This window comes from Segniliparus rugosus ATCC BAA-974, from assembly GCF_000185725.2.
GTDB classification, from domain to species: domain Bacteria; phylum Actinomycetota; class Actinomycetes; order Mycobacteriales; family Mycobacteriaceae; genus Segniliparus; species Segniliparus rugosus.
In genome coordinates this window covers 2,007,507-2,019,037 of record NZ_KI391953.1, presented here as the reverse complement: position 1 = coordinate 2,019,037, position 11,531 = coordinate 2,007,507, and the positions used below count along the sequence as shown (strand labels likewise).

9 protein-coding genes and 1 pseudogene are annotated in these 11,531 nt (G+C 69.2%); 5 read left to right on the top strand and 5 right to left on the bottom strand.

The features are described 5' to 3' along the window. The 4 genes and pseudogenes from HMPREF9336_RS09930 to HMPREF9336_RS09915 all read right to left on the bottom strand — a co-directional run. The coding region (locus tag HMPREF9336_RS09930) for an ArnT family glycosyltransferase (protein ID WP_156920333.1) at nucleotides 1-1,094 on the bottom strand (1,094 nt) is incomplete at its 3' end. 233 nt (nucleotides 1,095-1,327) lie between these two features. After that, nucleotides 1,328-2,195 (bottom strand): annotated as a pseudogene (locus HMPREF9336_RS09925) (alpha/beta fold hydrolase). Next, on the bottom strand, nucleotides 2,192-3,949 hold the full coding sequence (locus HMPREF9336_RS09920) for an N-acyl-D-amino-acid deacylase family protein (protein WP_007471394.1): 1,758 nt from the start codon (nucleotides 3,947-3,949) through the stop codon (nucleotides 2,192-2,194). The pseudogene HMPREF9336_RS09925 and the gene HMPREF9336_RS09920 overlap by 4 nt, the downstream one beginning before the upstream one ends. Before the next feature lie 535 nt (nucleotides 3,950-4,484). Continuing rightward, the gene (locus HMPREF9336_RS09915; protein ID WP_007471392.1) at nucleotides 4,485-4,838 is read right to left on the bottom strand and encodes a hypothetical protein; all 354 of its coding nucleotides are present in this window, start codon (nucleotides 4,836-4,838) and stop codon (nucleotides 4,485-4,487) included. A 298-nt stretch (nucleotides 4,839-5,136) separates the two neighbouring features. Between HMPREF9336_RS09915 and HMPREF9336_RS09910 the strand changes: the two genes are divergently transcribed. Beyond that, a complete protein-coding gene (locus tag HMPREF9336_RS09910; protein ID WP_007471390.1) occupies nucleotides 5,137-5,421 on the top strand; it encodes a DUF503 domain-containing protein in 285 nt (94 codons plus the stop codon). A 6-nt stretch (nucleotides 5,422-5,427) separates the two neighbouring features. Here HMPREF9336_RS09910 and HMPREF9336_RS09905 read toward each other — a convergent pair whose 3' ends face one another. Beyond that, the gene (locus HMPREF9336_RS09905) at nucleotides 5,428-5,955 is read right to left on the bottom strand and encodes a mycothiol transferase (RefSeq protein WP_007471388.1); all 528 of its coding nucleotides are present in this window, start codon (nucleotides 5,953-5,955) and stop codon (nucleotides 5,428-5,430) included. A 52-nt stretch (nucleotides 5,956-6,007) separates the two neighbouring features. Between HMPREF9336_RS09905 and HMPREF9336_RS09900 the strand changes: the two genes are divergently transcribed. The 4 genes from HMPREF9336_RS09900 (at nucleotide 6,008) to xdhC (ending at nucleotide 11,500) form a co-directional block, all read left to right on the top strand. Continuing rightward, on the top strand, nucleotides 6,008-6,724 hold the full coding sequence (locus tag HMPREF9336_RS09900; protein ID WP_007471386.1) for a haloacid dehalogenase type II: 717 nt from the start codon (nucleotides 6,008-6,010) through the stop codon (nucleotides 6,722-6,724). A 141-nt stretch (nucleotides 6,725-6,865) separates the two neighbouring features. Next, on the top strand, nucleotides 6,866-8,320 hold the full coding sequence (locus HMPREF9336_RS09895) for a xanthine dehydrogenase small subunit (RefSeq protein ID WP_007471384.1): 1,455 nt from the start codon (nucleotides 6,866-6,868) through the stop codon (nucleotides 8,318-8,320). Further along, complete coding sequence (gene xdhB / locus HMPREF9336_RS09890; protein WP_021030449.1) at nucleotides 8,317-10,665, top strand: xanthine dehydrogenase molybdopterin binding subunit; 2,349 nt, start codon at nucleotides 8,317-8,319, stop codon at nucleotides 10,663-10,665. Before HMPREF9336_RS09895 ends, xdhB begins: the two co-directional genes overlap by 4 nt. Further along, nucleotides 10,658-11,500 carry a xanthine dehydrogenase accessory protein XdhC gene (gene xdhC, locus HMPREF9336_RS09885; RefSeq protein WP_021030448.1) on the top strand — a complete coding sequence of 281 codons (843 nt, stop codon included), beginning with the start codon at nucleotides 10,658-10,660 and terminating at the stop codon, nucleotides 11,498-11,500. The genes xdhB and xdhC overlap by 8 nt, the downstream gene beginning before the upstream one ends. Nucleotides 11,501-11,531 lie beyond the last annotated feature (31 nt).

Sequence of the window (11,531 nt, the reverse complement as noted above, 5' to 3'; positions counted from 1 at the left end):
ACGAAGACGTAGTACGGGTGGAACGCGGCCTGCATATAGGTGAGGACCAAATAGTCCGAGACGAGCCAGCCGCCCCACAGGACCAGCGCCAGCCAGACAGGGTTGGACCTGGTCCCCTCGCCCCTGACGGCGAAAAAGCCCAGCGCCAGCGCGACCAGCGCCGTGGGGATCAGCCATGCGACGTGCAGGCCTTGGGAGTCCTCGAACACCCGCCACAGGCTCGGCGGCCCCGCGAATCCCGGGCCTCGTGCCGCGCCGTACTTGCCCCCGCCGAGCAAACGGTCGAACCCGTTGCCGCCGAGCGCGAGCTCCAACTCGCTGTTGCCCTGCGAACCGCCGACGTACGGCTTGCGGTCTGAGGGCGTGAGGGCCACGGCGAGGAACCACCAGCCCGAGCTGACCAGGACCGCCGCCGCAGCGGCGGCCAGATGCGCGATCCGCCGCCCCAGGCCGAACTTCTCGCTGAGCAGGTACGCCAGGCCCAGCGCAGGCAGGGTCATCAGCCCCTGGAAGGTCTTCGTGAGGAAGGCGAAGCCGATCCCGGCCCCGGCGAGCGCCAGCCAGCCGACCGCCGCCCGTTGCCGCGACGAGCCAAGCGCCCTGGTCACGCCGTACGCGCCGACCATCATGCCGAACACCATCGCCGCGTCCGGGTTGTTGTCGCGGAACATCACCGTCGCAATCGGGGTCAACGCGAAGACCGCCACCGCGAGCAGGCCCGAGGCGTGGCTCGCGAGCCTGCGCACCGAGGCGTAGAGAAGCCACGCGCTCGCCACGCCCAACAGCGCCTGCGGGACGAGCATGCTCGCGCTGGAGAACCCGAAGATCCGCGCCGAAAGGCCCATGAGCCACAGGCCGCCCGCCGGTTTGTCCACAGTGATGAAGTTCTGCGGGTCGAAGCTGCCGAAGAACCACGCCTCCCAGCTCTGGCTCCCGGAGAGCACCGAGGCGGCGTAGAAATCGTTGGACATGCCGTTGACCGTGATATGCCACAGCTGGACGAGCGCGAACGCCGCCAGCGCCGCCGCGACCTCCAGTCCCTCGCGCCGCTCGCGCGCCCACGCCCGGACCACGTCCTGCCTCGTTGTTCCCATACGCCAAGTCAACGCGGGCAAACTGGGAGAAAGCTGCGAACGCCGCCACCGAGCCAAAACCCACACCGGACGGAGACCAGTGAGATCCCGACGGCACCGTCTGCTGCATATCCGCAGAAGGCCAGTGCGACAACACCAGCCCTGGCCGAATCAGAGCCGCCCCTCACCCGCCAGCGGGTTTGCGCTCCACGAAATTGGTCTCATCGCGCCGTCGCGCGCTTCTCTCAGGGCGATCAGGGAGTCGTCTGAGCCGAAACCGGCACGCTCGCCAGATGCTCCAGCACCAGCGCGGCGGTCTCCTTCGGCCGCTCCTCTGGGATCCAATGCGAGACGCCCTCAAGGATCTCGAACCGGTACGGGCAGTCCACCCACTGGCCCGTACGCACTGCGGCAGCACGGCTGAGCGCGGCGTCGCGGTCGCTCCGCACATAGAGGGTCGGCCTCGACACCCGTCCGGGTATCTCCAGATGGGACGAATGCCGCACCGCTCGGTACCAGTTGATCGTGGCCGTGGCCGCGCCCGGCTCGCGCAGCAGCGTCAGAGCCTCCTGCACCAAAGAGTCGGACATCCCGAAGACGGGAGGCATCACCCTGCGGAACACCCACCCGTCCCGAACCCGCACGAGCCGCTCCGGGAGACGAGGCAGCTGGAAGAGAACCGCGTACCACGACTTGAAGAGCTGGCCACGCAAAAGGGCTGCAGCCATGGTGCGCGGATGCGGCACGGACAAACAGGTCACTGTGCGGACCTTGGCGGCGTGCTCGCTGACGAGCGCCCAGGCCACGGCGGCGCCCCAGTCGTGGACCACCAGGTCGAAAACCTCGGCTCCGGGCTGGTCGGCCAGCGCCAGGACATCGCCGACCAGCAGGTCCAACGTGTAATGCTTGGCGCCTTCCGGGCGAGCTCCTGGCGAGTAGCCGCGCTGGTCCGGAGCGAGCACACGGCGCCCGGCTGCGACCAGTGGCGGGATCACACCGCGCCAACTCCCCGAGCGTTCGGGGAAGCCGTGCAGCAGCACGACCACCGGCCCGTCCAGCGGGCCCTCGTCGAGCACGTCGAACGTCAGGCCGTCATTGGTGAACGGAGCTGAGCCTGCTCATGCTTTCGCTCCAGCGCGCAGGTAGCGCCCAGTCTGCTTGTCCGCGCCGTACCCCGGAACGAACTCGCCGTCCCGCCACACGATGCTGCCGCCCACGGCGGTCACGGAAACGGCGTTGTCATTGCGCCGCACCATCCGGGAGAGCCCGCCGAAGAACGGCACCTCTGCCTCGTGGTACTCCGCGAGGGAGTCATCGAGGCCTGCGGGGTTGACGACCACGAAGTCCGCGCGGTCCCCCAGCCGCAAAAACCCGGCGTCCAGACCGAAGAACTCGCCGAGCTCGCCGGTGAGCCGGTGCACCGCCTCGCCGAGCGAGAGCACCGGCGCGCCCTCGAGCACCCGGTCGTGCATGCGCTTGAGGAACCGCAGGTGGAAGTTGTAGAACGCCATGTTGCGCAAATGCGCCCCCGCGTCAGAGAAGCCCAACTGCAAATTCCGGTCTTTCGCCATGGCGTCGAGCTGCTTGGACCGCACGTTGGCAACCGTGATGCGCCAGCGGACGTTGCGCTCGCCGTGCTCCACGAGCACGTCGAGGAACGCGTCGGCGGGATTGACGCCGCGCTCGTCGGCGAGCTGGCCGAAACTCTTGCCGATCACGCTCTGGTCGGGGCATTCGACAATCTCGGTGTCATAGAGCATTTTCTTCAGGGCGGGGATCCGTTCCATGAGGCTGCCCGCGCGGCGGAATTTCTTCCGGTATTCCTCGTCCGACATGAGCTCATTGCGCTGAATCTGGTCCTTGACGTGCAGCGCGGCGGCGCCAGCGTTGAACCCTTCGAAGACAGGGAGGTCGATCCCGTCCGAGTACAGCTCGAACGGCACCGGGAGATGCTGGAACTTGACCTTCGCGCGGAAGAGGAGGTTCCCCAGCCACGCCAAGCCGCGAATGGCCAGCTGCGCCAGAGGAGCCCCCTCCGAGTCCGCCGCCATCAACAGGCTCACCGGCACAGCCGGTTTGCGCCAGAGCCAAGCGCTGGAGGCGACGAAAAACAACAGCGCCGACGGCGGGTTCATAGCGTTGGGCGCGCTCTGCAGCACGCGGCCGCGTTTGCGCAACACCGAGATCAGCCTGAAACGCTCATGCCACCAGGCGTAGGTGGACGGCAAGGCCCGCGACCGGTGCTCGCCCCCGTCGATCTTGTCGAGCGGCGTGTCCATTCCGGAAAGGCCCAGCATGCCCGCGTCCAATGCCTCGTTTAAAAGCTCCGCCATCTTGGCGAGCTCTTTGCGGGTCGGCAACACCCAGTTGTTCGTGGCGCGGCCAAGCCCCATCACAGCCGCGCGCAGATCGGAGTGGCCGACGAAGGAGCTGACGTTGGGGCCAAGCGGCAAGGAGTCCAGCGCCTTGACATAGCCGTCGGCGTTCTCCCAGGTCTTCTGGTCCTGCAACGCCTTGACCACGAACTGTCGGGGCACCGCCTCCACCCGGCTGAACAGGTCCGCCGCGTCGTCTGGCGTAGAGAACACGGTGGACATCGAGCAGCAGCCGAGCACCGCGGTGGTGACCCCGTGTCGCACGGACTCCCGCAGGCCGGGGTCGAGGAGCACCTCCGCGTCGTAGTGGGTGTGCATATCGACGAAGCCGGGGATGACCCATTTGCCCGTTGCGTCGACGACCTCCGGGCAGCCGTCCTCGTCCAGCGGCAAGACGGAGACCGCGGCCACCCGTCCGTTCCGGACGCCAAGGTCCGCGCGCACCGGGTCGGAGCCGGTGCCGTCGAACCAGAGCCCGTTTTTGACGATGATGTCGAACATGATGGGGCCTCCAAAGATGCTGGCGAGAAGTTCTTGAACTAAATTTATATGATACTATCAGTAACAGTATATTTATCCAGACCCTCTCCCAGGCAAGCCGGGTCATCCCAAGTCCGTGGCGCGCTTCTGAACCAGGGCCTTGATCGGAGTAAAATCTCACCACTTCTGCGGCTTGATCGCCCTCAGCCCAACCCGCCAGGCTGTCCATAGGCTCAGGCTCGCCGGATCACGCCAGACGACACGAAGAATCCGCCGGGGCGAGAAGCCGCTCTCCGACGAGCCGAGCGGCGCTCCTACCCGATCGCTGAACCGCCCTAGGGGCAGAAGCATCATTCGCTCCACTGAACGGGACTCGTGCGCGCCTGACCGAGCTGCGCCTATCGGTTGTAAGACCATGGCATACGCGTCATCGCGAGGGCGTCTCGAGACTGTGCAACAAAACTGGGAGAAAGCCGCCAACCCCGCAACGGGGAGTCCGGCCCGCCCGGCCGAGGGCGCATCAGCTCAAGCCCGCGAGGCGGGAGAGCGCCAGCGACTACACGGCTTCTTGTTCTTGCTGCGGATGAGCCGGCCGGTGGCGAGCGCGGAATTCCGCCATAATCTTCTTCCTGAATTCAGGGCTTGCGGGCTCGTGCAAAGGATCGCCGTCCACAAACCTGGGCGGGAAGACCACTCGACGCATCTCTTTGACCTCGGAAATCACATCGACCGGATACATCCTGTCGCGAGTGCTTCTGTAATGATTCTTGATCGCCTCGCGCACATCGCGATACGACCATCTCTCTTCCCTCGCGATCTCAAGCCACGCGTCGACCGTTTCATCGGTGATATAGCGGTCGTCGAACGCCTTCGCGAACCGCAGAAGGCTTTCCATCTGTTCTTTTTCCACCTCGGGCCTCCGTCTCGGAAGATCGCGTGTGTCAGAAGAGCATCCATGCTCGCAAGAACGGCAACGCGACGACGATAACCCCGCCGCTTCTCCGCGGTCCGCATATCGACCGGCGAGTCTCGACGCAAACGCCCAGCCACAACAGTTCACGGAACAGCTGCGCGACAGACGGAGCGGAGGTCTTTCTGTTGGACGCGAGGATCTTTATCCGCAAGAGCGGCTTCTGCGGCCCGCCCGAGCCATCGGCGGAAGGAACGCTCGCTTTCGGTTTGCCCCGGACAGCCGTATCCTCGTCGGCATGTTCGTGCTCGCCTTGCGGATGGAGCTGCACCTCCCCCACGCGCAGACCCTCAAAGACCGCCGCCAGGTGGTCAGGTCCATCCTCGACAAAGCCCGCCAGCGCTACAGCGTCTCGGCTTCGGAGGTCGGGCATCAAGACCTCGTGCAGCGCGCGGCGCTCGGCTTCGCGGTCGTGGCCTCCAGCGCGCAGCAGGCCGAGGAGATCATCGCGGACGTCGACCGCCTCGTCTGGTCGTACCCGCAAGTGGAGGTCGGCTCCGCCGAGCGCTCCTGGCTGGAGTAGCCAACGTCACCCTTCGGGCGAGGACCAGTCCTCGGCCATCCCCCGGATGTACGCGGCCTGGCCGAGGTGCTGGGCGCAGTCGTCGACCACGCTCACCAGGCGCACGCTCGCGGTCACCGGGGGGTTCCAGCTGCGGTCCACGATCCGGGCGAGCTCCGCGTCGGTGACCGTGTCGAGGTAGCCCTGCACCATGACGTGCACCCGGTTTTGGTACTCGTCCAGCAGCGCCGCGCTGCCTCGGAACTGGCCGACGTCCTCGGCGGTGTGCCCGTAGCCGTGCGCCGACGGCGGGTACGGCAGCTGGAAGCGTCCGTAGAAGCCCTCCCTCGTCCACACCTGCTCCACGCCGGCGATCTGGGCGACGTGGTCGTCCTGCACTCGGGCCGCGTGCCAGAGGAGCCAGCCGATGGAGTTGGAGGTCGGCGTGGGCCGCCACAGCAACGCCTCCTCGCTCAGTCCGTCGGCCACGCTCTGCACGTGCTCGCGGATCCGGTGGTACGCGTCGTGCAGCAACGACTTCGCGCTCTCGCTCATGCTTCGATGCTAATGAAAAACCAACCAGGCGGAACGCGGCTACGATCGGGCCATGGCCCCAACCGCGCGAGCGATCCTCTTCGACCTGCAGGGAACCTGCACCGATTTTTTCACCTCGGTCGTCGCCGCAGCCCGCGCCATCGACGGCGGCGAACACCCGGACCTGGACTGGGGGCCTTTCGTCTCGGACTGGCGCAAGGCCTACATGCGGGCATTGGGCAACGACGCGACGGCGAAAGCCGGAGCCGCTCCCGCGTGGCGCAGCGTCCGCGAGGTGTACCGGCAGGCGCTGGAAGCCCTCCTCGCGGAACGGGGCCTCGACGGGTTCGACGAGGACCAGCTCGTCGGCCTCGTCCTCGCCTGGGAGGAGCAGGAGCCATGGCCGGACGTCGTCCCCGGCCTCGCGCGGCTGCGCGCCCGCCACACCCTCGGGGCGCTGTCCAACGCGGACGTGCCCGCCGTCGCGCGCACGGCGAAGGCCGGAGCCCTGCCCTTCGACGTGCTCTTCTCCGCGCAGATGTTCCAGGCGTTCAAGCCCGACCCTGCGGTGTACCTCACCTCGGCCCGCTGGCTCTCCCTCGATCCCCCGGACATCATGCTCGTCGCCTGCCACGCCTACGACGTCGCCGCCGCGCACCGGCTCGGTTTCCAGACCGCGTTCGTCCCCCGGCCCGACGAGCTCGGGCCCGGCGCGGGGGCCGAGCCTGCGCCGGAGTCCGCGCTCCTCGCCCGCGATTTCCTCGACCTCGCCGACCAGCTCGGCTCCTGAAACGCCCCGGTCGCAAGAAACGTGCAGGAAACAGCCCCGGCGTAGCGTGATCATCACAGCCGTGGGCCCGCCCGCTCCCGGGCCCTCCCCCCGGCGCCATGGAGGACTAGACTGGAGCAAATCGAGAAAGGCGGTGCGCGGATGACGCATCCGCAGGTCACAGTCAGCGGGACCGTCACAATCAACGGCGCGAGCGTGCCGATCCCCGCCGAGGACGTCCACACCACGGCCCTCGATTTCGTCCGCTCCCGAGGCTGGACCGGGGCGAAAGAGGGCTGCGCCGAGGGCGAATGCGGCGCCTGCGCCGTCCTCGTCGCGAGGCCTGGGCTCGCCGCCGAGACCGAATGGACCGCCGTGAACGCCTGCCTGCTCCCCGCCGCCGCGCTCGACGGGCAGGAAGTGGTCACCGCCGAAGGCTTGGGCACGCCGTCCGCGCTGCACCCGGTGCAGCGCGAGATGGCGACGCGCGGCGGCTCGCAATGCGGGTACTGCACCCCCGGCTTCATCTGCAGCATGGCGGCCGAGTTCTACCGCCCGGACCGGGGCGCGGCGGGCGGAGCCGACGACGGGACCGTCGGCCCCAACGGCTTCGACCTGCACGCGCTCAGCGGCAACCTCTGCCGCTGCACCGGCTACCGCCCGATCCGCGACGCCGCGTTCGCGGTCGGCTCCCCCGACCCCGACGACCCGCTGGCCGAACGCTGCTCCGCGCCGCCGCCGAGGGCGAGGCGGACGAGCGTCGAGCACGGCGGCAACGTTTTCCTCCGGCCCGCCGCGTTGGACGAGGCGCTGCTCCTCCTGCGCGAGCGCCCCTCGGCGACGGTGGTCGCGGGCTCAACCGACGTGGGAGTCGAGGTCAACATCCGGGGCAGGCGCCCCGAGTTCGTGATCGCCGTGGACCGGCTGCCCGAGCTGCGCCGGCTCGTCGTTGGGCCGGATTTCGTTGAGATCGGCGCGGCGGTCCCCCTCACCGAAGTCGAACGCGCGCTGGACGGCGCGGTGCCGCTGCTCTCGCAGATGCTCCCGCAGTTCGCCTCGCGGCTGATCCGCAACAGCGCGACCCTCGGCGGCAACCTCGGCACCGGCTCGCCCATCGGCGACAGCGCGCCCGCCCTGCTCGCGCTGGAGGCGACGCTCGTCCTCGTCGACGCGGACGGCGAACGCGAGGTGGCGCTCTCGGACTACTTCACCGGCTACCGCCAGAGCGTGCGCCGTCCGGACGAGCTGATCCGCGCCGTGCGCGTCCCGCTGCCGCTCGCCCCCGTCGCCGGCTTCCACAAGATCGCCAAACGACGCTTCGACGACATCTCCTCGGTCGCCGCCGCGTTCGCCCTCGACATCGCGGACGGCGTGGTCCGCACGGCGCGCATCGGGCTCGGCGGGGTCGCCGCGACCCCGATCCGGGCGCTCCGGGCCGAAGCCGCCCTTGAGGGCCAGTCCTGGTCGCTCGCGACCGCGCGCGAGGCCGCGAGCCTCCTGCGCGAGGAGGGCACCCCGCTGGACGACCATCGGGCCAGCGCCCGCTACCGCGCGGCGATGCTGGAGCAGAGCCTGCTCAAGCAGTACGCGGCGACCACAGCGGCGGCGGCCCGATGAGCGCGCTGTCCGAGCGCCCGGAGGACCCCGTCGTCGGGGTCGCGATGCCGCACGAGAGCGCCGCCCTGCACGTCACCGGCTCGGCCCTGTACACAGACGACCTCGTCCACCGCGCCAAGGACGTGCTGCACGCCTACCCGGTGCAGACCGCGCACGCGCACGCGCGGATCCTCTCGGTCCGCGCCGACGCGGCGCTGGCTGTCCCCGGCGTGGTCCGGGTGCTCACCGCCGATGACGTGCCAGGGGTGAACGACGCGGGCGTGAAGCACGACGAGCCGCTCTTCCCGCAGGACGAGATCTCCTTCTACGGGCACGCGGTCTGCTGGGTGCTCGGCGAGACGTTGGAGGCGGCCCGGCTCGGCGCGCTCGCCGTCGAGGTAGAGGCGGAGCCGCTGCCCGCGCTGGTCACCGTCGCCGAGGCCATCGCCGCCGAGAGCTTCCATGGCGCGCGGCCCACGCTGCGCCGGGGCGACGTCGAAACGGGCTTCGCCGCCGCCGCGCACGTCTTCGAGGGAGAGTTCGAGTTCGCGGGCCAGGAGCATTTCTACCTGGAGACGAACGCCGCCCTCGCCCATGTCGACGAGAACGGCCAGATCTTCGTCCAATCCTCCACGCAGCACCCTTCTGAGACCCAAGAGATCGTCGCCCACGTGCTTGGCCTGAAGAACCACGAGGTCACCGTCCAATGCCTGCGGATGGGCGGCGGCTTCGGCGGCAAAGAGATGCAGCCGCACGGCTACGCCGCCGTCGCCGCGCTCGGCGCGACGCTCACCGGACGGCCGGTGCGGGTCCGGCTCACCCGGACCCAGGACATCACGATGACCGGCAAGCGCCACGGCTTCCACGCGGCCTGGCGGGTCGGGTTCGACGGGGACGGGCGTTTGCTCGCCCTCGAGGCGACCCTCACCTCGGACGGCGGCTGGAGCCTCGACCTCTCCGAACCGGTGCAGGCCCGCGCGCTCTGCCACATCGACAACGCCTACTGGATCCCGAACGTGCACGTGCGCGGGCGGATCGCGAAAACCAACAAGACCTCAAGCACCGCCTTCCGAGGCTTCGGCGGGCCCCAGGGGATGTTGGTGATCGAAGACATCCTCGGCCGGTGCGCGCCGCTGTTGGGGGTGGACCCGATGGAGCTGCGCAGGCGCAATTTCTACGCCGAGGGCCAGAGCACTCCCTACGGGCAGCCGGTGCGCCACCCGGAGCGCATCGAGCGCGCTTGGAACCAGGTCCTCGAACGCGGCGGGGTTGCCGAGCGGCTGCGCGAGATCGCCGTCTTCAACGCGGCCAACGAGCACGTCAAACGGGCCATCGCGGCGACTCCGGTGAAATTCGGGATCTCGTTCAACCTGACCGCGTTCAACCAGGCGGGCGCGCTCGTGCTCGTCTACAAGGACGGCTCGGTCCTGATCAACCACGGCGGCACCGAGATGGGCCAGGGCCTGCACACGAAGATGCTGCAAGTCGCGGCCACCACTTTGGGGGTGCCGCCCGGCTGGGTGCGGCTCGCCCCGACCCGTACCGACAAGGTGCCCAACACCTCGGCGACGGCGGCGAGCTCCGGGGCGGACCTGAACGGAGCGGCGGTCAAGAACGCCTGCGAGCAGCTGCGCGAGCGGCTGCTGCAAGTGGCCGCGACCCTGCTCGGCGCGAACGCGTCCGACGTGCGGATCGTCGAGGGCCGCGCCCGCGTGCTCGGCTCCGCCGAGGAGGGGATCGCCTGGCCCGACCTCGCCAGGGCCGCGTACCTCCAGCGGGTCCAGCTCTCCGCCTCCGGGTTCTACCGCACCGAGGGGCTGCATTGGGACGCGGCGACGATGCAGGGCTCGCCGTTCAAGTACTTCGCCTACGGGGCCGCGGCGGCCGAAGTCGAAGTGGACGGGTTCACCGGGGCGTACCGACTGCTCCGGGTGGACATCGCGCACGACGTGGGCGAAAGCCTCTCGCCGCTCATCGACCTCGGGCAGATCGAAGGCGGGTTCGTCCAAGGGGCCGGGTGGCTGACGCTGGAGGACTTGCGCTGGGACTGCGGGGACGGGCCGACGCGGGGCAGGCTCTTGACCCAGGCGGCGAGCACCTACAAGCTGCCCAGCTTCTCCGAGATGCCGGAGGAGTTCCACGTGTCCCTGCTGGAGAACGCGGCGGAGGACGGCGTCGTCTATGGGTCGAAGGCCGTCGGCGAGCCGCCGCTCATGCTGGCCTTCTCGGTCCGCGAGGCGCTGCGCCAGGCCGCGGGGGCGTTCGCCGCCGGGCCGGTCTCGGTGGACCTGCCCTCCCCCGCCACGCCGGAGGCGGTGTTCTGGGCGCTGCAAGCCGCTCGAAGCGCCGCGTTCAGCCATGTCTGACAGCGTGTGGATCGGCGCGGCGGCGCGGCTGCGTGAGCGCCGCGAGCCTGGGGCGCTCGTCACCCTGGCGCAGGTGCGCGGCCACGCCCCGCGCGGCGCGGGGGCGAAAATGGTGGTCGCGGCCGGCCAGACATGGGGGTCCATCGGCGGCGGCAGCATGGAGGCGGCCATGGTCGAACGGGCCAGGGCGCTGATCGAGGCGGGCGGCGGCGAGCCGGAGCTCGTCGAATTCGCGTTGAGCGACCGAGCCGTCCACGAGCACGGCGTGCAGTGCTGCGGCGGGACCGCGACCCTCCTGGTCGAGCCGCTGCCCGTGCCCCCCGCCGTCGCGATCTTCGGATTCGGCCATGTCGGGTTGGAGCTCGCCCGGATCCTCGCGCGCCACGACCTCGATCTGCACCTGATCGACAGCAGGGCCGAGCAGCTCGCCGCAGAGCGGCTGGGCGCGCTCGCCGACGCGGTCGCCCGCGTGACCGCGCACCACGCGCCGGTCCTGCCGGAATCCGTGCTCGACCAGCTCCCCGCAGGCTGCCACGTCCTCATCATGACGCACGACCACGCCGAAGACGCCGCGCTCTGCGACGCGGCGCTGCGCCGGGACCGTTTCTCCTCCATCGGCTTGATCGGCTCCGCCGCGAAATGGACTCGATTCCGCCAGCTCCTCACATCCGAGGGCGGCCACGACGAGGCGAGCCTCCAGCGGATCACCACGCCGATCGGACTGGCCGAGATCACCGGAAAAGAGCCCGCGACCATCGCGGTGAGCGTCGCCGCGGACCTGTTGCGGCGGTTTCAACGGCAGGGCGCTTCTCAGCGGGCTCTCAGACACGCATAAGCGAGCCCACAGCGACGAAGCAGTAAAATAA

Coding starts and splice junctions, on each gene's coding strand:
- HMPREF9336_RS09905 (WP_007471388.1), bottom strand. CDS start 5,955: ATGAGCGAGAGCGCGAAGTCGTTGCTGCACGACGCGTACCACCGGATC.
- HMPREF9336_RS09895 (WP_007471384.1), top strand. CDS start 6,866: ATGACGCATCCGCAGGTCACAGTCAGCGGGACCGTCACAATCAACGGC.
- xdhC (WP_021030448.1), top strand. CDS start 10,658: ATGTCTGACAGCGTGTGGATCGGCGCGGCGGCGCGGCTGCGTGAGCGC.
- HMPREF9336_RS09910 (WP_007471390.1), top strand. CDS start 5,137: ATGTTCGTGCTCGCCTTGCGGATGGAGCTGCACCTCCCCCACGCGCAG.
- xdhB (WP_021030449.1), top strand. CDS start 8,317: ATGAGCGCGCTGTCCGAGCGCCCGGAGGACCCCGTCGTCGGGGTCGCG.
- HMPREF9336_RS09900 (WP_007471386.1), top strand. CDS start 6,008: ATGGCCCCAACCGCGCGAGCGATCCTCTTCGACCTGCAGGGAACCTGC.
- HMPREF9336_RS09920 (WP_007471394.1), bottom strand. CDS start 3,949: ATGTTCGACATCATCGTCAAAAACGGGCTCTGGTTCGACGGCACCGGC.